The sequence below is a fragment of the Rhizobium sp. CCGE531 genome, from assembly GCF_003627795.1.
In the GTDB taxonomy this organism is placed as follows: Bacteria; Pseudomonadota; Alphaproteobacteria; order Rhizobiales; family Rhizobiaceae; genus Rhizobium.
The window spans coordinates 926,289-952,289 of the sequence record NZ_CP032685.1 but is presented as its reverse complement, the minus strand read 5'-3'; the positions used below and the strand labels follow the sequence as shown (position 1 = coordinate 952,289).

General features: G+C 59.8%; 24 protein-coding genes. 10 read left to right on the top strand and 14 right to left on the bottom strand.

Translation table 11 applies throughout. From position 1 onward, the window contains the following. Positions 1-194: 194 nt before the first annotated feature. Positions 195-1,333 (bottom strand): IS3 family transposase gene (locus CCGE531_RS23885; RefSeq protein ID WP_162943987.1). Its coding sequence is split into 2 segments (ribosomal slippage): positions 195-1,075 and positions 1,075-1,333, totalling 1,140 coding nucleotides; the frame shifts between segments, so codons are not numbered across the junction. A gap of 156 nt (positions 1,334-1,489) precedes the next feature. On the opposite strand from CCGE531_RS23885, the gene CCGE531_RS23880 reads away from it, so the two are divergent. Together CCGE531_RS23880 and CCGE531_RS23875 are read left to right on the top strand one after the other, a co-directional pair. Continuing rightward, positions 1,490-2,284 (top strand): SDR family oxidoreductase, encoded by a 795-nt coding sequence (locus CCGE531_RS23880; protein WP_120669373.1) that lies wholly within the window; start codon positions 1,490-1,492, stop codon positions 2,282-2,284. 237 nt (positions 2,285-2,521) lie between these two features. Continuing rightward, positions 2,522-3,586, top strand: coding sequence for a glycosyltransferase (locus CCGE531_RS23875; RefSeq protein ID WP_120668394.1), 1,065 nt, complete (start codon positions 2,522-2,524; stop codon positions 3,584-3,586). A 33-nt stretch (positions 3,587-3,619) separates the two neighbouring features. On the opposite strand, the gene CCGE531_RS23870 is transcribed toward CCGE531_RS23875, so the two are convergent. From CCGE531_RS23870 to CCGE531_RS23860, 3 genes are all read right to left on the bottom strand, one after another. After that, the gene (locus CCGE531_RS23870; protein WP_120668392.1) at positions 3,620-4,885 is read right to left on the bottom strand and encodes a glycoside hydrolase family 5 protein; all 1,266 of its coding nucleotides are present in this window, start codon (positions 4,883-4,885) and stop codon (positions 3,620-3,622) included. 76 nt (positions 4,886-4,961) lie between these two features. After that, positions 4,962-5,444, bottom strand: coding sequence for a nuclear transport factor 2 family protein (locus CCGE531_RS23865; protein ID WP_120668390.1), 483 nt, complete (start codon positions 5,442-5,444; stop codon positions 4,962-4,964). Positions 5,445-5,461: 17 nt separating this feature from the next. Then, positions 5,462-6,700, bottom strand: coding sequence for a YbfB/YjiJ family MFS transporter (locus CCGE531_RS23860; protein WP_120668389.1), 1,239 nt, complete (start codon positions 6,698-6,700; stop codon positions 5,462-5,464). Positions 6,701-6,804: 104 nt separating this feature from the next. Between CCGE531_RS23860 and CCGE531_RS23855 the strand changes: the two genes are divergently transcribed. Next, positions 6,805-7,677 (top strand): LysR family transcriptional regulator, encoded by an 873-nt coding sequence (locus CCGE531_RS23855; RefSeq protein ID WP_120668387.1) that lies wholly within the window; start codon positions 6,805-6,807, stop codon positions 7,675-7,677. On the opposite strand, the gene CCGE531_RS23850 is transcribed toward CCGE531_RS23855, so the two are convergent. From CCGE531_RS23850 to CCGE531_RS23830, 5 genes are all read right to left on the bottom strand, one after another. Beyond that, positions 7,674-9,404 (bottom strand): M14 family metallopeptidase, encoded by a 1,731-nt coding sequence (locus tag CCGE531_RS23850; protein ID WP_120668385.1) that lies wholly within the window; start codon positions 9,402-9,404, stop codon positions 7,674-7,676. The genes CCGE531_RS23855 and CCGE531_RS23850 overlap by 4 nt on opposite strands. A 6-nt stretch (positions 9,405-9,410) precedes the next feature. Further along, positions 9,411-10,259, bottom strand: coding sequence for an ABC transporter permease (locus CCGE531_RS23845; RefSeq protein ID WP_120668383.1), 849 nt, complete (start codon positions 10,257-10,259; stop codon positions 9,411-9,413). A gap of 5 nt (positions 10,260-10,264) precedes the next feature. Beyond that, positions 10,265-11,188, bottom strand: a complete 924-nt coding sequence (locus tag CCGE531_RS23840) for an ABC transporter permease (RefSeq protein ID WP_120668381.1) — start codon at positions 11,186-11,188, stop codon at positions 10,265-10,267. Positions 11,189-11,251: 63 nt separating this feature from the next. Beyond that, positions 11,252-12,787: an ABC transporter substrate-binding protein gene (locus tag CCGE531_RS23835; RefSeq protein WP_120668379.1), complete on the bottom strand. Its 1,536-nt coding sequence runs from the start codon at positions 12,785-12,787 to the stop codon at positions 11,252-11,254. Between the two features lie 44 nt (positions 12,788-12,831). Then, on the bottom strand, positions 12,832-14,658 hold the full coding sequence (locus tag CCGE531_RS23830; RefSeq protein WP_162943986.1) for an ABC transporter ATP-binding protein: 1,827 nt from the start codon (positions 14,656-14,658) through the stop codon (positions 12,832-12,834). Positions 14,659-15,099: 441 nt separating this feature from the next. Between CCGE531_RS23830 and CCGE531_RS23825 the strand changes: the two genes are divergently transcribed. The 4 genes from CCGE531_RS23825 to CCGE531_RS23810 all read left to right on the top strand — a co-directional run bounded on the left by CCGE531_RS23825 (position 15,100) and on the right by CCGE531_RS23810 (position 19,196). After that, positions 15,100-15,792: a GntR family transcriptional regulator gene (locus CCGE531_RS23825; protein ID WP_205586507.1), complete on the top strand. Its 693-nt coding sequence runs from the start codon at positions 15,100-15,102 to the stop codon at positions 15,790-15,792. 164 nt (positions 15,793-15,956) lie between these two features. Continuing rightward, on the top strand, positions 15,957-17,159 hold the full coding sequence (locus CCGE531_RS23820) for an MFS transporter (RefSeq protein ID WP_120669367.1): 1,203 nt from the start codon (positions 15,957-15,959) through the stop codon (positions 17,157-17,159). A 91-nt stretch (positions 17,160-17,250) separates the two neighbouring features. Beyond that, a complete protein-coding gene (locus CCGE531_RS23815) occupies positions 17,251-17,928 on the top strand; it encodes a FadR/GntR family transcriptional regulator (RefSeq protein ID WP_120668377.1) in 678 nt (225 codons plus the stop codon). Beyond that, positions 17,925-19,196, top strand: a complete 1,272-nt coding sequence (locus CCGE531_RS23810) for an MFS transporter (protein WP_120668375.1) — start codon at positions 17,925-17,927, stop codon at positions 19,194-19,196. The genes CCGE531_RS23815 and CCGE531_RS23810 overlap by 4 nt, the downstream gene beginning before the upstream one ends. A 142-nt stretch (positions 19,197-19,338) precedes the next feature. On the opposite strand, the gene CCGE531_RS23805 is transcribed toward CCGE531_RS23810, so the two are convergent. From CCGE531_RS23805 to CCGE531_RS23795, 3 genes are all read right to left on the bottom strand, one after another. Beyond that, positions 19,339-19,896, bottom strand: a complete 558-nt coding sequence (locus CCGE531_RS23805) for a MucR family transcriptional regulator (protein WP_348633017.1) — start codon at positions 19,894-19,896, stop codon at positions 19,339-19,341. A 257-nt stretch (positions 19,897-20,153) separates the two neighbouring features. Beyond that, entirely contained in the window at positions 20,154-20,573 is a 420-nt protein-coding gene (locus CCGE531_RS23800; RefSeq protein WP_120668371.1) for an NUDIX domain-containing protein, read from the bottom strand. Between the two features lie 98 nt (positions 20,574-20,671). Further along, on the bottom strand, positions 20,672-21,655 hold the full coding sequence (locus CCGE531_RS23795; RefSeq protein WP_120668369.1) for a dienelactone hydrolase: 984 nt from the start codon (positions 21,653-21,655) through the stop codon (positions 20,672-20,674). Between the two features lie 173 nt (positions 21,656-21,828). Between CCGE531_RS23795 and CCGE531_RS23790 the strand changes: the two genes are divergently transcribed. The 3 genes from CCGE531_RS23790 to CCGE531_RS23780 are packed head-to-tail and all read left to right on the top strand — an operon-like array spanning position 21,829 to position 23,466. After that, complete coding sequence (locus CCGE531_RS23790; RefSeq protein ID WP_120668367.1) at positions 21,829-22,155, top strand: PadR family transcriptional regulator; 327 nt, start codon at positions 21,829-21,831, stop codon at positions 22,153-22,155. Beyond that, a complete protein-coding gene (locus tag CCGE531_RS23785) occupies positions 22,152-22,724 on the top strand; it encodes a DUF1700 domain-containing protein (RefSeq protein WP_120668365.1) in 573 nt (190 codons plus the stop codon). Before CCGE531_RS23790 ends, CCGE531_RS23785 begins: the two co-directional genes overlap by 4 nt. Before the next feature lie 34 nt (positions 22,725-22,758). Next, the gene (locus tag CCGE531_RS23780) at positions 22,759-23,466 is read left to right on the top strand and encodes a DUF2807 domain-containing protein (RefSeq protein WP_120668363.1); all 708 of its coding nucleotides are present in this window, start codon (positions 22,759-22,761) and stop codon (positions 23,464-23,466) included. 27 nt (positions 23,467-23,493) lie between these two features. On the opposite strand, the gene gabD is transcribed toward CCGE531_RS23780, so the two are convergent. Both gabD and CCGE531_RS23770 read right to left on the bottom strand, forming a co-directional pair. Beyond that, entirely contained in the window at positions 23,494-24,948 is a 1,455-nt protein-coding gene (gene gabD / locus CCGE531_RS23775) for an NADP-dependent succinate-semialdehyde dehydrogenase (protein ID WP_120668361.1), read from the bottom strand. A 198-nt stretch (positions 24,949-25,146) separates the two neighbouring features. Next, the gene (locus CCGE531_RS23770) at positions 25,147-25,971 is read right to left on the bottom strand and encodes an AraC family transcriptional regulator (protein WP_120668360.1); all 825 of its coding nucleotides are present in this window, start codon (positions 25,969-25,971) and stop codon (positions 25,147-25,149) included. Between the last annotated feature and the right edge of the window lie 30 nt (positions 25,972-26,001).

The window sequence follows — 26,001 nt, the reverse complement described above, 5'->3', positions numbered from 1 at the left end:
CCCGCATCGTTCCTTATTCAAAAGGAATGGATAGTGATAGTTCAACAGAGCTAACGAGGTTGGTGGCTGCACCATCGAAGGTGCAATTGCAGCGCATTACCCTCGACAGTATCCGATGGCTCCATAAGAGCTTAGAGGTGGCTCGGTTTGTCTGAACAGCTTGCGACGTTTGGCTAAGTGGATTTCCGCCTCGATTATGCCGCCACCATCATCGGTGTCAGCGCGTTGAAGTAAGCCTGGTCCGGCGTCTGCCGGTCAAGGGATGAATGTGGACGTCGGGTATTGTAAAAGGTCAAATAGCGGCCGATGCCAGCGCGGGCCTCGGACACGGTCTTGTAGGCATGGAGATAGACCTCCTCGTATTTGATCGACCGCCAGAGCCGCTCGACGAAGACGTTGTCCCGCCATGCGCCCTTGCCATCCATCGAGATTTCAATCCCGGCCTTCTTCAGCACCGCCGTGAAGTCGATGGAGGTGAACTGCGATCCCTGGTCGGTATTGAAGATGTCTGGCTTTCCATATCGGCAAAGAGCTTCCTCAACCGCCTCGATACAAAAGGCCGTCTCCATCGTGATCGACAGCCGCCATGAAAGCACTCGGCGACTGAACCAATCGACGACGGCGCAGAGATAGACAAAGCCCCGCGCCATGGGGACGTAGGTCAGGTCCATTGCCCACACCTGGTTGGGTCTGGTGACCGTCAGCTTCCTGAGCAGATACGGATAGACCTTGTGACCAGGTGCCGGTTTCGACGTGTTGGGACGACGATAAATCGCCTCAATGCCCATCTTCTTCATCAGCGTCGCAACGTGAAGCCGTCCTGTCTGAAGCCCTTCCGCCTTCAAAAGCCCCTGCAACATCCGACTTCCGGCAAACGGGTAATCGAGATGCAGTTCATCGATCCGCCGCATCAGTGCCAGATCGCCGTCTGACACAGGGCGCGGCGAATAATAGACACTGCCACGGCTGAAGCCGAGAAGCTTCGCCTGGCGCACGACCGACAGTTTGTGCTCGCGATTGATCATTTCTTTCCGCTCAGCAGTCCGGCTTTGCCGAGCGCATCGGATAAAAAATCGTTCTCAAGCGTCAGTTCCCCAATCTTGGCGTGCAGGGTTTTGACATCGACGGTCGGAGTCGCCGGTTCCGCTTTGGCGTCATCGCCGAAAACGCCTGTCGCCCCCTCAAGGAGCTGGTCCTTCCACTGCTTGATCTGATTGGCATGCACGTCGAACTGCTGCGACAATTCCACCAGCGTCTGTTCACCCCTGATGGCGGCAAGCGCCACCTTCGCCTTGAAAGCCGGGCTGTGGTTCCGGCGTGGTCGTCTCGTCATGCTCTCTCCTGTTTCCGGCATCTAAGCCAAAGTCAGCTCGATTTCATCGATCACCCATGTCCGAAAACGTCGTGAATATGACATTTCGGCCATTCGGTTTCGAACGTATTATCTGTTCGACGCAGTAAGGTGCGCCGCAAGACAAGGATCGAAACAGTGGCGAATTCATTAGGAACAGCATTGGTAACAGGCGCTTCTTCAGGCATTGGCGCCATTTACGCGCATCGGCTTGCCAAGCGAGGCTTCGACCTCATTCTGGTTGCGCGCAATGGGGAGCGTCTTTCGGCTATTGCGGATCGATTGAGCACGGAGACGGGGCGGAAGGTAGAGACCATCACCGCCGACCTGAGTGTCGCGAAAGACCTGCACCGCATCGAGCAGGTGTTGAAGACGAATGAGACGATCACTCTGCTCGTCAATAATGCCGGCTTTGGCGGAACGGCACCTTTGCTTGACACCGAGGTGGACAAGATGCAGCAGATGATCGAGCTGAATGTCACGGCGCTGATGAGGCTCACCTATGCCGTCGTGCCGGGCTTCGTGAAGCGCGGCGGCGGCTCCATCATCAACATCGCCTCGATCGTCGCGATCGCGCCGGAACTGCTGAACGGCGTCTATGGCGGCACGAAAGCCTTCGTGCTCGCCTTCAGCCAGTCGCTCAATCATGAACTCGCTGAAAAGAATATTCGCGTACAGGCTGTTCTGCCTGGGGCGACGGCCACGGAATTCTGGGCGGTTGCGGGCACATCCGTGGAACATCTGCCTTCCGCGATCGTGATGTCCGCAGAGGAGATGGTCGATGCTTCCCTGGTGGGATTTGACCAAGGCGAGTTGGTGACGATCCCGGCGCTGGAAGATGCCGAATTGCAGAAGGCTTATGAAGCTGCGCGACAAGCGCTATTGCCTCATCTGTCACGTTCTTCGGCCGCTCAACGCTACAAGGCAAATTGAAGCGACAGCGTAGCGGATGGAACGACCGGCATTCAAATCAGGAGTGCCGGTCATTTAAAAGCCATAAAACTGAAGAGGCTTGGGAACGTAAGACGGATCGACACGATCCAGACAGCCGCTGCCTGATATTTGTGGCGCCACTCGCGCGTCATGCCCACCCGCCGGCAGCAGATTCAATCACAAGGACCTGATGAGAAGGTTCGCCGCGGCCAAAGCAGATCTGCGAGGTTCAATGCGATGTATTCCATCCACGACCGCATTCCAGTTTCCATCGTTATTGCGAATTACAACTACGCCCATTTTCTGAGGCGCAGCATCGACAGCGCGTTGGAGCAGAACTACGACAATGCCGAAGTCATCGTCGTCGATGATGCATCGACGGATGCGACAGCCGATGTCATTGCTTCTTATGACTCACGAATTAAGACGTGTTTCAGAGAGGTGAATGGCGGACATGCCGCAGCATTCAACACAGGCTTCGCATCCAGTCGCGGCAAGATCGTGCTGTTTCTCGATGCAGATGATTATCTCTATCCGAATGCGGTATCGGAGGTGGTCGAGGCCTGGGAAGAGAAGACAGCTCAGGTGCAGTTCAGGCTGCATATCGTCGATGAGTATATGCAGGTGAAGGATGTGTTTCCACCAGCGGAACTCTCCTTCGATTCCGGCGATGTCACTCCGGAGCTGTTGCGAAAGGGGCGCTACCAGACGACCGTTACGAGCGGCCTGGCATTCGACCGCTCGGTTCTCGACAGGGTGATGCCCGTTCCGGAGCGGGAGTTTCGACAGGGCGCCGACGGGTATCTGGCGACGGTTGCGCCCCTGCATGGGGAGGTGACATCCATCGATGATTGCCTCGGTGCCTATCGTATTCACGGCGCCAACCATTCCGTCTTTGCGGAAAGGCTCGGCCAGCGCGCGCGCTGGCGCATACAGCATGATTTTCGCCGGCTGGAAGCCCTGTCGGATCAGGCAACGGAAATCGGCTTGGAAGTACCCCAGAATGCCGGTCTGCGCGATCCGGTGCATTTGGAGGAGCGCCTGGCATCGCTCTGCATCGACAGGGAACAACATCCTGTTGCCGACGATTCCCGGCTCTCTCTCGGCGCCGCCGGAGCGGTCGCCAGCCTGAAGATGAACGCATCCAGAAGGCGCCGTGCGATGCTGGCCGCCTGGTTTCTTTCCGTCGGCGTCCTTCCCCGCCATATGGCAAAAGCGATCCTCTCATGGAAGCTCGTTGCTTCCTCGAGACCCCGGTTCCTCTTGCGCCTGTCGAAGACGATCCGGCACGCCGTGGGGTAGGGCGAATTCAGTTACGCGAATGATCAAACGGCCCTAATCGGGCGTGGCTGGTTTGCGCGAAGCCCCCATCAATGCGTCAATCACGCCTTGATGCGTAATATTCTGGTCGAAGCGGCTGTCGGTCGCCAGCTGCATCAATCCCGCGAAGGCATTCTTGGCCGAAGGTTTTTTGCCTTCTCCGCGAAGATAGGCGGTCAATTGGCGGTAATTTGGATTCGTCTTGATTTCGAGCGGGTTGCCTGCGCCGATTTTCTTCAGGGGCCACCATGACCAGCCGATGCCGTTCTTCTCCTGCAGCGCCACGGCGCGCGCGTACCAGCCGTTATTATTTTCGCCGGATTCGCCGTTCCATAGCGGCATGTCATATTGCTCGCGCAGCTTCAGGAACGGTTCGATCGATTCCTGCGTCGTCGGCGTCCAGTATTTGTGAAAGCTGAGCGCCGTGTTGCGATCCTCGATCGGAAGCACGCCGGCATAATTGTTGCCCCAGCAATTGCCTTCGATGATCAGCATGTGGTTGGTGTCGATCGAGCGGATTGCACGAATGGTGCGCACGTAGATGTCGCGCAAGGGTCGGTTTTCGGTTTCGCGGCAGCCGCCCTTGTTGCTCTCGTCTTGAAAGTTCCAATTCGGTTCGTTGAGCAGATCGTAACCCGCGATCGTTGGTTCATCTTTGTAGCGACGCGCTATCTCGCTCCAGAGGGCGATCATTGTCGCCTGGTTTTCGCTGCTGTCCCATAGCGATGGCTCATTCGGATCGCGGTCCGAAATGGCGATATCATGCCCTTGGCCGCCGGGCGCTGCATGCAAATCGAGGATCAGATACATATCGTTGGCCTTCAGCCAGCCGATCAGCGCATCGACTCGCCGAAAGCCTTCTTCGTTCCAAACGATATGCCTTGAACCATCCCTGCCGCGCCTGTCCTTGAGGAACAATTTCCAGTGCATCGGCAGGCGCACGCTGTTGAAGCCCCATCCGGCCATCGCGTCGATATCGGCTTTCGTTACGCCATTGTCGCGCCAGGACTGGTAGAACTGTTCGGTCCTTTTCTGGCCGATGAGCGTGGAAATGCGGTGGCGGATGACGTGCTGCGCCTTCAGATTGGAAAGGCCCATCATGTAGCCTTCCTGCACCATCCATCCTCCAAGGCCGAGACCGCGCAGAAGCAGCTGATGATCCTTGCCATCAACGATTTGCTGATGATCGGCGCGGACGAATCCCTCCGCATGCGCCGGCGGCGCAAATACAGCCAGGCAGACGGCGGACAAGCCGGCGAGCAACAGCAGAAAATGCCTCATGAACCTCAACTTGCCCGAAACTTTGGCGCCATGTGGGCATGATATCGCGCGTGCGATTAAAATCTTGCGACGAAAGCTACGCCGGCCGATCCAGCGGCGCACCGAAGATGATCTGCTGATAGGCTGCAAGCAGGGCAGGTTCCTCGATGGAGCCGTGATGATGTAGCTGCCGCCAGACGCCATCGATCTTAGTGAACCAGCGCGTCGTGCGAATGCGAAGTTCGATGCTCCCGTCGGCTGTGACGCAGCTTCCTTTTTCTCGCCCGACGAACAGATGCCAATCAGCGCCGCCCTGGCTGGTAAAGTCATGGAATGCGACCCGAACCTTCGCCTTCCCTGTAAACAGCCTCTGATAACCATCGCGGATCGAAGGCCATCCGCGCCTGATGCCTCCGATCGGATTGTCCATGCTTGGCTTGTCGCCATCGACCCAATTGGCGGCCAAGGCATCCAGGTCGCCGGCATTGAAGGCGCGGTAGAAGTCGATGAGCGCATCGAGGGCGCCGCCGTCGCCCACCATGTCTTCACCGCCAGTGATTTCAGTCAAAAGCTTTGCCATGTCCGAGGCTCCTATTTTTATGTGTCATGATCCTGGGCGTACTCCCGAGGAGTGCGGACGAACACCGCGACGGCGAGGTCGATCGCCAAGGCCAGGACCATGGCGCCGGTTCCGATGAAGAAGAGCACGTAGTAGTTTCCGCCGGTTCGGGCGAAGACGAAGGAAAGTCCGTAGGCGGCTGCTGCCTGGAACAGGGCAAAGAATACGGTTGCCAGGCTCCAGGCGACTTTCTGCTGCGCCGGGTGGTGTGGCAGCAATTCCGCGATCCTGCCGAGCATCAAGGGAACCGTGCCGGTCACGAATGCGCCGACGATCAGGCTCGAAGCGATGAGCCATGCCTGTCCGAGACCAAGGGCGGGAATGACGACCGCGAAGGCTTCAAGCAGAAAGGCAAACCGCAGCGCCGCGGCAAAACCGGTGCGGTCTGCGAGATGGCCGGCAAGGATCGGGCCGATGGTCGCGCCGAGGCCGAACAGCACCCAATATTCCGCGCCAACCTGCAGGCCTTTTCCCAAGCCGTGGGCAACGAAATCCACGAGGAAGATCATGTGTGGAACCCAGCCGGCGGCATTCAGCGCATATTCGATATAGAGCGCGCGCAGCGTCCAGCGCTTCGGCACGTGCGTGGCATGGTGGGGCTGTACGGAATGGCTGGCGATGTCGCGCGGCCATCCAGCCCAGGCAATGATTGTCAAGAGCAGCGACAGGATGCCGAGACCGAGCCATGTTTCGCGTAGGCCTTGCTGGAGGAGAAGAGGAACCAGCGTGCCCGACAGGGCAACGCCAGCGCCAATGCCCATGAAGATCACGCCGCTGGCAAGCCCGCGGCGGGAGGGCGCGACAAGCGGCAGGACGGTCGGCGCCGCTAGGACCATCAGGGCACCACCGGCAAGGCCGGCCGCGAAACGCCAGGTGAAGAACCATGGAAAGCTGATTGGGAAGGCGCAGGCGAAGAAGGCTGCGGTTGCGGCAAGCATCATGATCCTTAGCGTCAGGATGGTGGAAATACGTGCCGCGACCGGTCGTCCGAGCAAGGCGCCTACCAGATAGCCGGAAAGGTTTGCCGCACCGAGATAGGCGGCCGCCGACGCCTCGAACCAATGCGCATCGACGATGGCAGGCAGAAGCGGCGTATAGGCGAAGCGGGCGAGCCCGATGCCGATCAGACAGGCACAAAACGCCGACAGAATGGCGCGCCATGCGCGCTGGGCACCCTGATGGTTCCGTTCGGTTTCATGTGTCGTCGCGTCGGTCATGGATATTCTCTCAAGCTTTTCGGTGCTTGAGAGAATACGCCTTGGCGTATATCATAAAAACTGAATAATTATGAGAAGAGTTATCTCTAAAGGAGATAGGTAGAATGGATGTGGCCGATCTCAGGGTTTTCGAAGCCGTATCGCGACACGGCAGCATGAATCGCGCGGCGCAGGAGCTGCACACGGTCCAGTCGAACGTGACCGCGCGCATCCGGGCGTTGGAAGAGGAGCTAGGTGTCAGCCTGTTCCAGCGGCATGCGAGGGGCGTGTCGACCACACCGGCGGGGCAGCGCATATTGCCGTTCGTCGGCCGTATCACAAAGCTTCTGGCCGAAGCGGGCAGCGCCGCGCGGGACGACGGCTCGCCGGGCGGAACGCTCGCAATCGGCAGCCTGGAGACAACCACGGCGCTGCGATTGTCGCCGCTGTTGAGTGAGTTTGCCAAGACCTATCCGCAGGTGCGCCTCGTCGTTACGACAGGCACGACCCGCAGGCTGATTGACGATGTCGTCGCATGCAAGGTCGAGGGGGCATTCGTGGCAGGTCCTGTCAGTTATCCCGATCTCGATCACGCGGTGGTCTTTCGCGAAGAGCTGGTTCTTGTCACGTCACCGGCCATCCGTGCGATGGAAGATTTGGCCGGTATCGCCGATCTGAAGACCATCGTCTTCCAGATCGGATGTTCCTATCGGCAGCGGCTGGAGTCGCTTCTGGCCGATATGGGCATCGTCACGTCGAAGCCGCTGGAATTCGGCTCCCTCGACACGATCATCAGCTGCGTGTCGGCCGGCGTCGGCGTCACGCTGCTGCCAAGAGGCGTTGTCGCCGCCGCCTGCAGGGATGGCCGGGTTGCGATCCATGAGCTTCCGCCGGAGCGATCGCTGGTGGATACGCTCTTCGTGCGTCGCTCGGATGCCTATGCATCCAGCGCCATGACTGCATTTCTGGACATGGTGCGCTCAGCTCATTCCGCTTAGCTCGACGCCATGATCCCCTGCCAGGCGCGGTAGGCCGAAAGCACGGTTTCCATCTGCGCGGTATGACCGGCGACAAACGCTTCGCCGTAGATGGTCTCGTCGGGATATTCGGTGATCAAGGTCATCGGCACGGTGTGGCGATCGTCGACATTGGCGAGGCAGGGGAAGCCGTTGATGATGCGGAAGCCGGTTTCGCCGGCATGGATTTCGTAAAGCGCGATCTGTCGATCATTATAGTCCAAAAGCCCCGGTATGGTGCCGAGATGTCTGGTGACCTTGTCCAGAAGCTGCTCCGCCTGAGCTTCCCAGCCGGCATGGTAGCGGGCGATCAGGAAGAAACCCTTCGGCAGCGTCCACATGGCGAAATTGCGGGGAACGTAGCCGGAAAGTGGGCGTGTCCATTCATGCGCCGGGTAGCCGTGCAGGTTGACGTGCAGCTGCGCGCCGCTCAGTTCCTCCGCCTGGAAGCGGATTTTCTTCTCGTAGAGATATGGGCCGGCATTGTCCTCGGTGCGGTATTCGAGGTCGTCGCCGAGCGCGGTATAGCGGGCGGCATGATACATGTGGCGCGGGCTATCCTTGCGCAGGCGCTGGTGCAGCGCATAGCCATCGGGGTTTTCCAGCGGTGAGATGGTGAAATGCGCGCCTTCGATCCCGGCGAGCCGTTGTGCGGCACGTAATGCGCCCGCGCCGCCAGTAGTCTCATTGGCGTGCTGGCCGCCGCTGATCATCACGGCGGCATCGCGACCCTTGATATAGCTTGCTTTGACGACGCGGCCGGAGCGCGTAGCTGCTTCAAACGCCTCGCCGCCGATCCCGGCGAGCACGGCTTCGATCTGCTGTACGGCCAAAGGTTCCGCTGCCGTCTCGATCTGCTGCTCTGCTCCCTCCCAGAAGCGGGAGGTCAGCGGCTGCGTTTCCACTTTCACGGAGACTTCACCTGGGGATGGCAGAATCTGCGGAACGATCTGCCCCGGCTTCAGCCCACGGTCGCCCAGCGGCCGGCCGGACTTCTTCTGGAAAAATTCGAGCAGCGAAAAATAGAAGTCCTCGTGCAGCGCTTCCCGCAGACTCATGACTTCGTCGCCGACGGGCAAAGCCTCATCCGTCGCCGGCAGAGCGGCGCGGATATTCAGTTCTTCGAAATAGGGTTCGCTTGCGCCCCAGTCGAAGTGGATGATCGCGGCGATGGTCTCCTCGAAGAGCCCTTCGTAGTCGGTAAGTAGTCGCTCGCCCGTCGCATTACCTTCGCGCACCAGCCAGCCGGTCGGGGAAACACTCGTTTCACCCGCCGCATCGATATGGACGCGGTTGGGCACCAGCACTCTCAATCGGCGCTCGTTGCCGGCATTGGTCTTCAACAAAACGTCATAATGAAATTCGCTGTCGGCTCTCGCGACAAAGGCGATCTCGCGATCGCCGACCATCGCCGCAAGCGGATAGGCTTCCAGCCGGAAGCGGTTGTCCGGCGCATTGGGATGCACAGGGTAGAGGATCTCGATTGCATCCACATCCTGCAGTTCAATCTCTTCGACGAAGGCATTCACCAGCGGCTTGTAGGCACTGCGGATGCGGGCCTGCACGCCCTTTTCCTTCAGCTGGCGCTCCGCCGCCAGTCGGCTCTGGCGGTCATCGAAGGTCCAAGCCTCGAAATTCTGGCCGGCCTTGGCATCGGCGACGAGCCGCGAGAGCGTGCGCTCAAAGCTCCTTTCGAAAATCAGGGTCATGATGTCTTACCTTGTCGTTCTGCCTGTCGGGTCGAGGCTGTCGCGCAGCCAGTCGCCAAGGAGATTGAGGCCGAGCACGGTCAAGAGGATTGCGAGACCGGGAAAGAGGCTGACCCACCAGGCCGTCTGCAGATAGGTGCGGCCATCGGCGAGCATGCCGCCCCAGCTTGGAATGGTGGGGTCGACACCCAAGCCGAGGAAGGTGAGGCTGCTTTCCAGGAGGATATTGTTGGCGATGTTCAGCGTCATCAGCACGATCACCGGCCCGACGAGGTTCGGCAGCAGGTGCTGGAAGATGATGCGCCAGTCTTTGACGCCGATCGCGCGCGCCGAGAGGATGAATTCCCGCTCACGCAGGCTCAGCACCGAGCCGCGCACCAGGCGAGCATATTGCACCCATTGCGAGACGATCAGCAGGATGATGGTATTGGTGAGGCTGCCGCCGACGATGGCGATGAAGGTGATCGCCAGAAGAATGAAGGGCATGGCAAGTTGAATATCGGCGAAGCGCATGAGAATCATATCCCAGATGCCGCGATAGTAACCCGCAGCAAGTCCCACAAGCACGCCGAGGACCACGCCGCCGATCACGGAGGTAAGGCCGACGAGCAGGGATATTCGTCCACCCGCGACGACGCGGGCCAGCACATCGCGCCCGAGCGGATCAGTGCCGAACGGATGGGCGAGGCTGGCGAAGGGGTGCGCTAGCCTCGCCATCAGATCGATCTTTTCCGCTCCGCCGGGAAACAGGACATCGGAGAGAAGTACGGCAAGGCAGATAACGACGGTGAGCAATGCGCCGAATATGAATTCGAAGCTCAGGAAACGCGAACGTCGTGAGATCGTGGCGGCCATCGGCGTTACTCCGTGCGGATACGGGGGTCGACAAGCCCGTAGGCGATGTCGACGAGAAGGTTGACGCCGACGATGAAGAGCGCCAGCACGGTGATGACGCCCTGCAGCACCGGGTAGTCGCGGGCGCCTACGGCATCGAATGCAAGCGTCCCGAGACCGGGCCAATTGAAGACGCGCTCGATGACGACGATGCCGCCGAGCAACCCGCCGAACTGGATGCCGAAATAGGTGATGAGTGGTATCGCGCAATTGCGCAGCGCATGCTTGTAGAGCACTTTGCTCTCGCTGAGGCCCTTGGCGCGCGCAACCATGATATATTGCGATTGCAACGTCTCTAGCATGGCGGTGCGCACCAAACGCACATTGGTTGCCGTCAGGATCACGCCCATCGTCACGGTCGGCATGATGTAGCTCGAAATCCCGACCATGCCGCTTGGCGGCAGCCAGCCGAGCGTAACGGAAAACAAGAGCACCAGCATCAGCGCCAGCCAGAAGTTCGGGAAGGAAAGGCCAAGCAGCGAGAGAACGCGGATGATCTGGTCCGCCGTCTTGCCGCGCGCGGTCGCCGCCTTGATCCCGAGCGGAATGGACAGCGCGATCGACACGACCATGGAAATGAAGGCAAGCAGCAACGTCGCGGGCAGGGCGTTGGCAATCAGTTGCGAAACCGGCGTGCCGCCGGTGAAGCTGCGCCCGAAATCGAGCGTCAGCAGCCCCTTTAAGAAGGTGAAATATTGCACGAGGAAGGGCTGATCCGTGCCGAGTGCGGTGCGAATGCGTGCGAGATCGTCTTCCGTCATGCTGCCGCCGCCCTGAAACATCATCAAAGCAGGGTCGCCCGTCAGGCGAATGGCGAATGAGACGAGAAGGGTGATCGCAATCACGACGAAAATCGCCTGCAGCAATCGCTTGATGAGAAAACCGGCCACGTTTTTACCCTAAGAGCTTTCGGACGACGCCGCCGACTGAGCCGGCGGCGTCTTGTTTGACGACTATTCGACGGTGACTTCGTTCAGCTTGATACGGGTATCGGGTGCGGGCACGAAGCCCTTGACCCGCTTGCTGACGCCGTAGATCGCATTGCTGTTGTAAAGCGGCAGCTCCAGCGCCTTGTCGGCGACATACTTGCCGATGTCTTTCAGCACCTTCTCGCGCTCGGCGCGATCGGTGAGCGGGCGCTGCGATTCCAGCAGCTTGTCGAGAGCGGCATCCTTTTCGTACGGATTCCACTTTTCGCCCGAGTGGTACATCGAATAGGCGGTGTTGTCGTAGTCGAAGGTCCAGCCGCCCCATTTCTGCTGGAACATCGCGCCGGTCTTGCCCTGCGGGATGATGTCGTTCAGCAGAACGTTGGTTTCATAAGGTTTGATGGTGGCCGTCAGGCCAACCATCTGCAGGTAGCTCGCGACGACCTGCGCCACTTCGTTCATGGTCGCGTCATTGCCGCGAATGTCGATCTGGAGTGCGGCTCCAGGCTTGATGCCGGCCTCCGCGAGCAGCTTCTTGGCGCCTGCCGGATCATAGGCGAGCGGCTTCAGGGCGGGATCGTAGCCGAAGGACAGGGCGTTCTGGAAGCTGACGATCTCGGTTCCCTGGCCTGCGAGGATCGACTTGACGATCGTGTCGCGATCGACGGCCATGATGATCGCCTTGCGCACGCGCGGATCGGCCGTAATGCCACCGCGGGTGTTGAAGCGCAGCGCATCGACCGTCGGGCCGGGAACGCTGGCGATTTCCAGCTTGGAGTCGCCTTGGATGACCGGCAGCATGCCGATCGGGATGGTCGGCGGGATGACGAGATCGACGCGGCCGGCCTGAAGCTCGGCAACCGCCGTCGCCGGCTCGCTGATGAAGCGATATTCGAGCTCGGAGAGCTTCGGCGCGCCGCCCCAATAATCCGGATTGGCTTCGAGCTTGATGTTCACCTTCGGCGTATAGGAAACGAACTTGAACGCGCCGGTGCCGACCGGGTTGAGGTTGAAATAGTCCTCGCCCTTTTCCTTGATGTATTTCGGCGGCACGATCATGGCGCCATAGCCGGCCAACTTGGTCAGCAGCACCGGATCGGGCGTCTTCAGCTTGATGTCTACCGTGTAGTCGTCGATAATGTCGACGCTGTCGATCGCGGTATAGTTCGAGCGCTGCGGCCCCTTGGCGCCCTGTTCGCCGAGCAGGCGGTCGAAGGTGAACTTCACCGCATCGGCATTGAAGGGCTCGCCGTCATGGAATTTCACGTTGTGGCGCAGCTTGAAGCGGATGCGCTTGCCCTGATCCAGTTCTTCCCAGGATTCGGCGAGGCCCGGGACCAGCTTGAGGTCGGGGCCGCGATAGGTGAGCCCATCGAAGATATTGGTCGAGACGGCCGCCCATGCCACAAGGAACGTATCGATCGGGTCCCAGCTGCCTGGATCCTGCGACGATGACACCGTCAACTTGCCCGCCGCCAAAGCGGGCTCGGCGTTGATGGCGACGCTCGACAGGACAAGCGCTGTCAAAGCCGTTTTCAATCCCCATTTCATTTTTCTCATTGACCCTGTTTCCTCTTCAGATCGATGCAATGGTTGGCGGTCGGTCAGGCGCTCTTGGCGATGAAGTGGCCTGAATTGATTTCCTCGTGAGCCAGAACCGGCGGCTCGTCGCCGACACGGCGGACGGGATTGGGGATCTCTCCCTCGCTCAGGGCGGTTCGGCGTTCCTGCGTCGGATCGGCGATCGGCACGGCCGAGAGCAGGCGCTGCGTATAGGCGTGCATCGGCGTTTCGAAGACCTGCCGGCGGCTGCCGATCTCCATGATCTGGCCGAGATAGAGCACGGCGACGCGGTGGCTGATCTTCTCCACTACGGCCATGTCGTGGCTGATGAACAGATAGGCGAGCCCGCGCTCGGCCTGCAGATCCATGAGGAGATTGATGATCTGCGCCTGGATCGACACGTCGAGGGCGGAGAGGGCTTCGTCGGCGATGATGAGCTTCGGGTCGGAGGCAAGCGCGCGGGCAATGCAGACGCGCTGGCGTTGACCGCCGGAGAACTCATGCGGATAGCGATCGGCATGGGCAGACGTCAGGCCGACGCGCTCCAGAAGCTCGTCCACCCTGCGGCGCACCGCCTTCGATCCGGAGATGATGCCGTGCGTGTTGATCGGTTCCGCAATCGAGAATCCCACAGTCTTGCGCGGGTCGAGCGAAGCGAAGGGATCCTGGAAAATATACTGCACATCGCGCCGCAGGCGGAAACGCTCGAGCGCCGACATGGCGGCGAAGCTTTTGCCGTTAAAGGTGATTTCGCCGGAGCGCGCCTTCTGCAATTGCTGGATGGTGCGGCCGATGGTCGATTTGCCGGAACCGGATTCGCCGACCAGCGCCAGTGTCTCGCCGGGATGAATGTTGAAAGCGACCTTCTGGACGGCGCTGCAGCGATGCGTGACCTGGCCGAATATGTTCTTTCTGATATCAAAGCGTACGAAGAGATCGTGCACCGACAGCAGCGGCTGTTGGTCGTAGCGGGCGGTATTCTGCACCCGTTCCTCACCGACGACTTTCGGCTCGCCGCCATCGAGCACGGTCAAAGGCGTGCGCTTCGGAAAATCCTGGCCGGTCATGCTGCCAAGCTTCGGCACCGCGGCCAGCAGCGCCTTCGTATAAGGGTGCTTCGGATTGGCGAATATCTCGCGCACCGGGCCTTCCTCGACCTTGTTGCCCTTCCACATGACCACCACGTCGTCGGCCATTTCGGCAACCACGCCCATGTCGTGGGTGATAAAGATCATGCCCATGCCGAGATCCTTCTGCAGGTCCCGCATGATGTTGAGGATCTGCGCCTGGATGGTCACGTCGAGCGCTGTCGTCGGCTCGTCTGCGATCAGGAGCTTGGGGCGGCAGGCGAGCGCCATGGCGATCATGACACGCTGGCGCATGCCGCCGGACAGCTGATGCGGATAGCGCTTCAACAGCGCCTCCGCATCCGGCAGGCGCACCATTTCGAGAAGGCGGTGGGCTTCCGCCACTGCGGCGGATTTGCCGATGTTTTCGTGAAGAACAAGGACTTCGCAGATTTGGTCACCGATGGTGAAAACGGGATTGAGCGAGGTCATCGGCTCCTGGAAGATCATGGCGATCTCCTTGCCGCGAACGGAGCGCATATCCTTTTGCGAGAGCTTGAGCAGGTCTTTCCCGTTGAAAAGGATGCTGCCAGTCTCGAAGCGCGCACCCATCATATCGGCAAGGCGCATGATCGAAAGCGAGGTCACGGATTTTCCGGAGCCGGATTCGCCCACCACCGCGAGCGTCCGGCCCGGCTCGACCGAAAAGGAAAGCCCTTCGACCACGCGGTTTTCGCCGAACCGCACGGTCAGATCCGCCACAGACAGAAGCGGTTTGTTGTCGCCCATCGCATTCGTCATGCGCTTACCTCGGCCTTGGGAAGGTCGTTCATGGAGCACGGGATGGCGCCGCCGCTCTTTTCATCAAACGCGCTAAAGACCTCGCCGAGGTCGCCTTTGAGATCGGATACTAGCATGTGCACGCCCATATCAATTCAAGCCTGGCAAGGCGGGGTGACGTTTTCTACAAAACGGGCGTTCCATGAACATCTGTATCCGCGTTCCCATTATATTTGTTAGGGCTTGAGATAGCATCAAACAACAATCTGGTCTATATTGTTGAACAATTTTCGTGCTCGCAATCAAAAATGGGGACAAACCTGCACAAATCGTCCAACGGACATCTCCGTCAGGGACATTCTGACAGCCGCAGACAAGCATGGGATTGCTACTCGCTTTCCAGGAAATGATTGATATAGGCGGGTATCGGCAGACGATTGAGCGCAGGCGCCGGGAGAGCAAATGAAGCAGACAAATCTTGCGAGCATCGAGCCGACGGCAGCGGTGGAGACCGGGCAGACGGTCGCGGAGCTGACCGCCGCCCGTATCCGCGAGCGCGTGATCAGCGGCACGCTGTCGCCCGGCAGCCACCTGTCCGAGGCGGCCCTTTGCGAGGAGTTGCAGGTCTCGCGCAATACGCTCCGAGAAGTGTTCCGGCTGCTGACGAAAGACGGCGTGCTGCGCCATGAGGCCAATCGCGGCGTCTTCGTTTCCACCCCGAGCATCTCGACGATCATGGATATCTTCCATATTCGCCGCCTGATCGAATGTGCGGCGCTTGCCAATGCACATCACCGGCATCCGAGCGTCGACAAGATGCGGGCGGCCGTCGATGCCGCTGTCCAGCATCGCGACCGTGGCGAATGGCTGGAGGTCGGCAGCGCCGATATCGCCTTTCATGCCGCCATCGTGGAGCTGGCCGACAGTCCCAGGCTTTCCGCCTTCTATGCGCAGATCTCCCTGGAACTGCGTCTCGTCTTCGGCCTGATCCGCGATCCTGAATATCTGCATGCTCCCTATGTCGGCCAGAACGCGACCATTCTTTCGCACCTCGAGGAAGGGGTGCCGGCGAGTGCCACCGAAGCGCTGGAGAAATATCTCTATCAGGCGGAGCGCTTCATCCTGGCCGCCTATTCGAGGGCGATGCCCGGCTGAAGCCCGATTGCTGCGATTGATACGATGAATGCTGTGGACAATCCCTGCCGGATGAGTCAAAGCGCGATGCAACCATTTGCGTCTTGATCGCCTTTGACGGAAAGATCGGCGGCGACAAGTATTTCGCCCAGCTTCCGGGTAATTCTCAAATCCTAGACCCGCCGATGACCCGCCTTCTTCCTGATGTTTTCCGCGACCCGACCATCCGGGTGAGCATGCTTGCCATCTTTGCCTTCGGTTTCGCCGGAGCCGCGACATCGCCCTATCAGTCGATCGTCGGCATCCGCGAACTCGGGCTTAGCAACGGACTATATTCGACGCTGATCTTCTGCGCGGCGGCGGTGAATGTCGTCGTCAGCATCCTGCTGGGAAATCTGGCCGACCGCCTCGGCGAATACCGCGTGATGATGCTGACGGTCGCCATTTTCGGTGTGCTGGGTTATGGCGCCGTCTATGTCGTTCCGGCGCAAGCGACTTTCATTCTCAGCGCCTTGCTTTTCCTGCCGGTCTACGGCTCCCTTAACTCGCTGCTCTTTGCCAATGTCAGGGTCGCGACAAGCGGAATGGAGCGCAACGATGTCGCCACGGTCAATTCCGGCGTCCGTGCGATGATCTCGCTCTCCTGGGTTTTGGTGCCCGGCATAACCGGCGCGCTGCTTGCAAATTCAGCGAGCATGCTGCCGGCTTATCTCTTCGCGGGCCTCGCCTGCGCGGTCTGCTTCGGATTGATCGCCGTTTTCCTTCCGCATCAGGACGGAACCGACAGGGCGGCGGCGCACCATCTTTCCTATCTTGCTGCGCTGGGCGAGGTCATTTCGCCACCGGTCTTCGTGCGCTTGATCGCAGTCGCGCTGATCAGCAGTACGCTGCATGTCAACGGCGCCATTCTGCCGCTCATTGTCACCGGCGCGGCGCACGGAACGGTGGCTGATATCGGCATCCTCGTCGGGATCGTCGCCCTTCTCGAAGTCATATTCATCATCCTCTGGGGACGCGCGCAGCGGATCATGACCCATGTCATGGAGCTGGCGATCGGCACGGTCATCTACGTCGTCTACCTGGTCCTGCTCGGATTGGCCTACGAGCCCTGGCACGTCTATGCGCTGACCCTCATCAGCGGCATCGGCGCCGCGGCGCTCATCAGCATTCCCATCACCTATCTGCAGGATCTGATCGCCGAGCGTCCCGGTCTCGGCAGCGCTCTCATATCGGTCAATATCTTCCTCAGTGCAGGCTTGAGCGCTCTTCTCTTCGCCATCGGCACGGCGATCAGCAGCTATTCCGGAACGGCACTTATCGGTGCTACGGCCGGTCTGCTTGGCCTTGCCTTGCTGCTTTTCTTCGAAAAGGCGAGGCGCCACAACTAGCCATTCTATCCCTTCCGGGCAAACGGCATTGACGTGAAGCCATCGGCCGGCTAAATCGTAAAGTCATCCGATGACTTGATGGCAATCGATCATGCGCGCCCTGACCAAAACCACACTTGCGGACAATGCCATCGAAGCAATCCGCGCCGAAATCACCGCCCGACGTTGGCTTGTCGGCGAAAAGCTGCCGAATGAAGCCTCGCTCTCATCCATGCTATCAGTCAGCCGCGGCACGATCCGCGAGGCGGTGAGGGTGCTGGCCTCCCAGGGCTATCTCGAAACGCGGCAGGGGTCGGGCACCTATGTGCGTTCGGTGACGGATGTCAGCCGCCCCCTGGACATGGCGCGCCGCGCCGGCTTGCGCGATCAGTTCGAGGCCCGGCTTGCGCTCGAGGTCGAGGCCGCACGGCTCGCTGCCTTACGCCATTCGCCGGAAATTGTTTCTGAGCTGCGCGTCTTGCTGGTTACGCGCGGGAACTATGCCGGCGGTGACAAGGCTGCGTTCATCGAGCGTGACCTTGCCTTCCACAAGGCGGTCGTTGCGGCTTCACAGAACAGGGCAATGATCGAGATCTACGATTTCTTCTCTCTCTCCATTGCCGAGACGATCGCTGCGACGCTCGACGAGGATATTCCCGAGCCGGATATGCAGGCGCATATCGCGATCGTCGACGCCATCGAAGCCGGCAATCCTGAAGCGGCCGATGCCGTCGTACGCCGCTTCATGGCGCCCATCGTTGCCACTCTTGATCGGTTGCTGATGTCATGACCATGTCTTCGCAAAATGCTGCCTCGCTCGAATTGATCGATGCCGAGGCCGATGAAATTCCGGCGCCGCAGCCACATGGAGGCAAATCGCCGATCGGCAGGTTTCTGCTGGGCGCAAGCCTCGTGCTCATCGCCTTCAATCTCAGGCCGGTCTTTTCGAGCGCTTCGGCGCTTCTGCCGGAAATCAGGTCCGGGCTTGGCCTTTCGGCCTTCGGCACCGGCATCCTCACGACCTTGCCGGTGGTCTGCATGGGGCTGTTTTCGCCGTTTGCGGCAAGGCTTGCGCAGCGTATGGGAACCGAGCGCGTCCTGCTTGGGGTCATCGTCCTGCTTGCGCTTGGCACGGCGCTGCGCGGATTTTCCTCTATTTCCCTGCTGTTCCTCGGAACGGCGCTGACCGGCGCATGTATTGCCATCGGCAACGTGCTGTTGCCTGGGCTCGTCAAGCGCGATTTCCCGGACAAGGCCGCCCTGATGACGGGTTGCTATACGATGGCGCTATGCGCCGGCGCGGCAAGCGCCGCCGGGTTCACGCTTCCGATCGAGCACGCCCTTGGTGGATCGCTCGGTGGTGCGCTTGCTGCGTGGGCCTTGCCGGCCCTCGTTGTCGGACTTCTCTGGCTGCCTCAGGTGATCAGCACGCGCCGCCAGGTGCGTCGCAGTGGGTTTCGTGTCACCGGCCTCTGGTCGGATCGCATCGCCTGGCAAGTGACGCTTTTCATGGGGCTGCAATCGGCACTTGCTTACTGCGTTTTCGGCTGGCTCGTGCCTATCCTGCGCGAACGCGGCCTCGATGGCGTCACCGCCGGCGCGATTGTCTCCGCCTCGGTCGTGGTGCAGGCGGCCGCGTGCCTCGTCGCACCTCATATCGCCGTCAGGGGCAGAGACCAGCGTGCCATCAATGTCATTCTCTGCCTGATCGCGGTCGTAGCACTGCTGGGCCTGCTCTTCGCACCGCTTTGGACAGTCTGGTTCTGGGCCGTGCTGCAAGGTATCGGGCAGGGCGGATTGATCGCGGTGGCGCTGACCGTGATCGTGTTGCGGTCGCCCGACGCGCATGTGGCGGCCCATCTCTCCGGAATGGCGCAATTCGTCGGTTACCTGCTTGCTGCAGTCGGTCCGCTCGTCGTCGGCATGATCCACGGCTGGACCGGAAGCTTCGCATGGAGCGCCGTATTGTTTGTGCTGCTCGGCTTCGGCGCTGCCATCAACGGCTGGTTTGCCGGTCGCGCGATCACCGTCAATGCCAGGACGATCGAAACTCCCTGATCGTGCAGCGTCTTGATCGCGCAGTGTCTGGGCGCCAGTGCCTGATTGTCGCCAAGGTGCGCGCGGGGGGCGTCCGGAATGCGCTGGGAAATAAGAAGATAGAGCGTTTTCGCCATTCGAAGAAAAGCGGAAATGCTCTAAATCAGCCGGCCTTCCGCTGCCGCCGGACCGGTTCGGGGGCTGGCGTGATATCGGCCACGCTCTTGGTATGGCCGAGGAGCGCTTTCTTCGCCAGCGTCGACCGTGTGGCTGCATAGCTCGCCGAGACCATCGGATAGTCCGCGGGCAAGCCCCATTTTTTTCGATATTCTTCGGGCGTCAGGCCGTATTTGGTGTTGAGATGCCGTTTCAGCGATTTGTACTTCCCGCCGTCTTCCAGGCAGATCAGATATTCATCGGTAACGGATTTCTTGATCGGCACCGCCGGCTTCGGCGACTTTTCCGATGTCGACTGCGCAGGTTGCCAAGAACCCGTAAGCGCGGCATATGTTTCCAAGATGAGCCTTGGCAAATCCTCAGGCGCGGTCGCATTGCAAAGAACATAGGCAGAGACGATCTTGCTTGTCAGCTCAATAAACCTCTCGCGGCTGGCGGTATTTTCTCTTTTCATTTCGGCCTCACGTCGTGTTTTTTTACTTGTGTATCTAAAGTTGTTTTTACTTTCAATTAAAATAACGAGACCTTTGTGTATTCTGCGCATGTTATCATATTCGTAGTAAATATGCTCGCCGCTAAAGTTGAAATCTTTTAATTTTTCATTTTGTTACAATGTTTAAATTTCACTCTCTACCACGTAAAGCGACGCACAATTGGCGGCTGGCGCGCGCGGGCAAAGCGTCTGCCGCGCATAGGTGAACAGGCGGACGAAATTGCGTTCTACGCAATATTCCGGGCCACGAATTTCCAGGAAATCGGCGAGTCGCCCTCCGCCCGTTTCGAGCCGGGTGGAATTCGACGTTATTGGCTCGCGGACATATTCTGCTGCCGATAATGGGGAAGGATATGATACTCGGTCAGGGGAGCCATAGCTATGTGTCCCGGATTGTGGGGCGATACCCAGCATATCTCCTCGATCTCTGCCGCTGCCGTGATTGCCGCATCGCCCACATGCAGCCGGAATATGTCCGCAACGACGATATGGTCCGGTTCGTCGGCGGCCGGTGCTTGGAAGCGGCCGAGGAAAGTCAGATCCTTCGTCTCTGCCGCAAGGCCCAGCTCTTCGAAGAGTTCCCTGACCAGCGCCGATTCCTCCGTCTCCTGCGGTTCCACCTTGCCGCCGGGTTGCATGAAGGCAATAGTGCCGCGCTTGCGCACGAGCAATGTCTTCCCATCCGGGCGCAGCATCAGGGCCGCCGCTATGCGTATCGTGTTTGCCATGATCTGATCTGATCGGATTCGCGGGCGAGTTTCAACGCTCATAACGTCTGCGAATAGTTCCGCGCCATATGCCGCTTCGCGCTCCGATGTGTTTGCCGTTACTGCTGCGTCAGATGCTGGCGGAAAAATGCAACGACTGTGGCGTTGAATTGCTTATGAAACGCAGCGCGATCGAAGCCCGGCGCATCGGTGCAGGCATCGGACGATGGGCTTTTTTCCGGACAAGGCGTCAGAAACGACAAATGTACGGCATTGGGGACGATCCGAAAATCAGGCTTTTCTGGCAATAGCCGTGCAAGCGTTGCGACATTTTCGGGAGATGCTCCACCGCCCCCTCCCAGTTCTGAGCCCCAAAGCTGAAGTGGAATTTTGACATCTTTCACACTGTCGGCGGTCGGGAATATGATGCTCAATGGGTCGGCGACAACGACCGCCTTGATGCGAGGGTCGTGGGTCAATGACTGCGGTGGCGGTTGTCGCCGGGAAGGCTGGGCTTGACCGGCTGGCGGACAGCCGGCTGCTTTCGGATCTGCACAGCGTGGCGGCAGCTTGGTGAAATCCGGATTGGCTCCCGCAACGACGAGGCCCGTATACCCGCCCTGGGAAAATCCGTAGAAGCCGACCCGCCGAGGATCGATCTTTGCAGCATCGGGGGAGGCGTCAAGCATGAAATCGACGGTGCGCTTGATGTCGGCAGGACGCTCGATCAATACGCCAAGACCGTTTGCCTTGCTCATGTCTGCATGATTGGCGTGCGGATGATTGATGGCAACGACAATGAAGCCAGCGTCGGCAAGCGCTTCTGCGGTATCGTGATGGCCTAGATACCAGCCGCCATAGCCGTGCGAGATGATGATGAGTGGTAACCCCTCGCCCAAAATCGGGCAATCCGGCGTTGCTGGTACTGCCAGGGCTCCGATCCTCATTTGTGTGGGAGGGGTTGCGCAAGGAGACCAGATGGCGGCGTCGATCGCCGGGTTATCCGCATCACCTGAGATCTGAATGAATTTCAAACCTGCCGCATATCCCGATGGCGCGACAAGAGAGAGTGCGGCCACGAGGGCAAGGCCAAAGCGGATCATTAAAACTGCTCCATTTAACCAGAGATATACGCTGCGCGATGGGCTGCGATGGAAAAGCGAGCCGGTCTGTAAATCCCATGACGCGAAGGCCGCGTATGTCGATCGTGAAAACCATCGAGCTATCTTGCATAAACAGATAGCTTGTTATATTCGTCTTGTAAACAGAGGCGTTCATGGCTGACTCGATCCAAGTTCAATTGCGGAAGGGCGTTCTCGATCTATGCGTCCTGGCCGTGCTGTCGCGGGGCGAAAGCTACGGCTACGAGATCGCCAGCACGCTGGTCGCGGCCGTCGGCATGGGAGAGGGAACGATCTACCCGCTGATGCGCCGAATGCAGAATGACGGCCTGGTCGCAACCCGCATCGTCGAGTCGAGCAATGGTCCGCCGCGCAAATATTATCGGCTCACGCCGCTCGGCCGTTCGATTTTCGAAGCCCATCGCCGCGACTGGCGCTCGCTAGCAAGCTCCGTCGACAAGCTACTCGAGGATTTGCCATGACCAGGGAAGCCTTTTTGCGCACATTGAAACTGGGACTTGCAGGCCTTCCTCCTCACGAGGTCGACGATGTCGTGGCCGATTATGCTGCCCATTTTGCCGAATCCGAGGCCTCGGGCCGAAGCGAGGATGAGGTTTCAGCCGCGCTGGGCGATCCCGCCAGGATCGCAAGGGAGTTGCGCGCGGATGTGGGGCTGCGCCGCTTTGAGGCCCATTGGAGCGTGCCGAATCTGCTGGCTGCCATGATGGCGCTGGCCGGCCTTGCCATCGTCGATATCTTCTTCCTGTTGCCTCTGTTGTTTGTGGCGATGTTCGTCACGCTCGGCCTTACGATCGCACTAGTGGCAGTTGGTGTCGTTGGCCTGAAGATCGTCGTCACGACCGTGCTGTTCCACATCGGTTTGCCCTCCGTCGGCATGCTGGCCCGCCTGCTGATCGGTGCGGGATTAGTGAGCTGCTTCGTGGGCGGGGGCGCCTTGCTGCTGATGGGATTGAGCTTGGGCATACGCATGCTTGGGCAATATGCCCGCTTGCATTTCCGCTTGGCGCAGGCAGATGACCATCGAGCTTGAGCGCCGGACCGTACATCGTTGGAGGAAATGGACAATGAACGGGAAATTAGCGACTGTCGCGACGACCGGACTGATTTGTGCATTCGTCTTTCTTGCTTTGGGAATCGGGCTTTCCGGGCCGGACTGGGCCAATGCGGGGCATTGGTGGGGTGGCATGCAATCCTCTTGCGGGTCTGCGACCTCCGGCAAACGGCAGATCACGTTGCCTTTCAGCTCCAATGGCAGTCTTGCGATCGATATACCGGCTTCCGTTCAGTATCAGCCCGGCGGGAAGGCAGAAGCGGTCGTCAGCGGCGATCCAGCGCTTCTCGATCATGTGCGGCTGGAGGGAGGCAGACTGAGCCTGGATTGCAATCCGGGCTGGTCCACATCCAAATTCGATGTCAGCCTGTCGGGGCCGCGCGTCACTAATTGGAAGGTGCGTGGTAGCGGCGATCTCGCCTTGTCTCAGCTCGACCAGGCCGACCTGCGCTTGAGCATATCGGGAAGCGGCAGTGTCACCGCCGTGGGCAGCGCACACTCCGTCGATCTGGAGGTTTCCGGTTCAGGCGCTGCTCGTCTCAAGGATTTGGCTGCTCAATCCGTGAAGATTAGAATCCGCGGTAGCGGCGACGCTCAGGTTGCCGCCGCCACCGATGCGGATATATCGATCAGCGGAAGCGGCAACATCGAGCTGTATGGGCACCCGGTCCTGCGGCATTCCGAAATCAGGGGCAGCGGCCGCCTCGTGCAGGTGCCGTAAACCTGGCCGGATGGCCCTTTCTTGAACTCAAACGATACCGCCGAGGCAGACATATTTGATTTCGGTGAATTCCTCGATGCCGTAGCGCGATCCCTCGCGGCCGAGGCCGGAGAGCTTGACGCCGCCGAAGGGCGCTTCGGCCGTCGAGATCAGGCCGGTATTGACGCCGACCATGCCATATTCCAGCGCTTCGGCGACCCTGAAGACACGGGCGAGATCCTTGGCATAGAAATAGGAGGCAAGACCGAACTCGGTGTCGTTGGCCTGCGCGATGACATCGGCCTCGTCCTTGAAGCGGAAGAGGGGAGCCACGGGACCGAAGGTCTCTTCCTTCGCGACAGCCATCGTCGGCGTGACATTGGCCAGCACGGTTGCCTCATAGAAACGTCCGCCGAGCTGATGGCGATGACCGCCGGCAACGATGCGGCCACCCTTGGAGAGCGCGTCGGCAACATGTTCCTCGACCTTGGCAAGGGCTGCCTCATCGATCAGCGGGCCGAGATTGATGCCTTCGTCGAAGCCGTTGCCGGTCTTGAGCGTGCCGACGGCTCTTGCGAGCTTCTCGGCAAAGGCGTCATAGACGCCGTCCTGCACATAGAGACGGTTGGCGCAGACGCAGGTCTGGCCGTTGTTGCGGAATTTGGCGATCAGCGCGCCTTCCACGGCGGCATCGAGATCGGCATCGTCAAACACGATGAAGGGCGCGTTGCCGCCGAGCTCCAGCCCGAGCTTCTTGATGGTCGGCGCGCTCTGTTTGTAGAGCTCGGCGCCGACTTCGGTCGAGCCGGTAAAGGTGAGCTTGCGCACGACCGGGCTTGCCGTCATCTCGGCGCCAATGGCGCGCGCAGAACCTGTGATCACGCTGAAGAGACCCTTCGGAAGCCCTGCGCGTTCGGCAAGGATCGCAATCGCGATCGCCGAAAACGGCGTCTGCGAGGCCGGCTTCAAGACCATGGCGCAGCCGGCGGCAAAGGCAGGACCGGCCTTGCGTGTGATCATGGCATTCGGGAAATTCCAGGGCGTGATCGCCGCCACGACGCCGATCGGCTGCTTCATGACCAGAATACGCTTGTCCTTCTGGTGGCCGGGGATGATGTCGCCATAGACGCGGCGCGCCTCTTCGGCAAACCATTCGATGAAGCTTGCGCCATAGGCGATCTCGCCCTTGGCCTCGGGCAGCGGCTTGCCCTGTTCGGCCGTCAGGATGCGCCCAAGATCATCCTGGTTTTCCATCATCAGCTCGAACCAGCGGCGCAGGATGCCGGAGCGTTCCTTGGCGGTGCGGGCAGCCCATTCCTTCTGTGTGACTTCGGCCGCTGCAATCGCCTTCTTGGTCTCCGTAGCGCCCAGATTGGGAACAAGGCCGATGATCTCGCCCGTCGCCGGACTGTCGACCTTGATCGCGTTGGATGGATCGGCCTCGATCCAGTCGCCGCCGATCAATGTGGCCTGCCGGAACAATGTTGCGTCTTTCAAATTCATGACTGCCTCCTCGCCTCGCGAACGTTGATGAGAAGCGGGCGTTTTCACCCGCTCTCAAGGGTAACGTTTAAGGCGCGATAATCGGCTGTGCCTTTAATCGAGGCTCCGCCACTTCCGCACCGGTAAACAGGCTACCATGTTCGAACCCGGATTTGGGAGTAGATACTCCAGCGGCCTGACGGTCGTGGTGCTGACCGTTCAACTCCTCCTGAACCGCGAGCGAAATTCACGCGGCGTGCAGTTTTCCCGCTCATGGAACAGCCGCGAGAAGTAGAATGCATCGTCGATCCCGACCTTGGCGGCGATGATCTCGATCTTGTCGTCCGTCGTTGCCAGGAGTTCCTTGGCATGATCCATGCGCACCCTAAGCTGAAAGCCTTTCGGCGGCAGGCCGACTTCCCTTGCGATCTTTCTGCGGAATGTCGCGGGCGACATTCCGTATTCGGCGGCGAGAGCCGCGATATCGAGGGGTTGCGTCGCCCTGTGCCGAAGCGCCTCGACGATTTCGGCCATATCGGCTCCTTCCTGAAGGGAAGGCGTGGCCTGGCTGGCCTGTTGCGCCGCCAGGATGACGATCTGGTGGAGCGAGGCGGCGGCCGAAGCTCTCGCAAGATTCGAATCTTCGAGCAGATCGGCATGAATGCCGCCGAAAAGGCGCTGGATGCGATCGAGATTGCGCAGATTGACGAGCGGATCCTGTTCGCTGATGAGGCGCAGCCTCAGAAAGTCCCGCAGCAGGGAGCCCTCGAAAAGAGCCCATCGCTCGTTCCAGCCATCCGCATCCGGGCCGTATGAGTGCTGGCGGTTTGGAAAGAGCCAGAAGAGGGCCGGGCCTTTCACATCTAGGCGACCGCAAGCGTCGGTCTCGAGAAAACCCTGGCCATTCTCGACAAGAACCACCGCATAGCTCGGCAGCTTCCGCGCCTTGACGGCGTGCATGGCATGCTGCCTTCCGCTGCCGGTGATGGCTAATCCGCCGGCGGCTACGAGTGGTGATCGGTAGACGGCTTCTGTCGGTCTCATGATGAGCGAAAAGTCCAGTATGATTTTCGT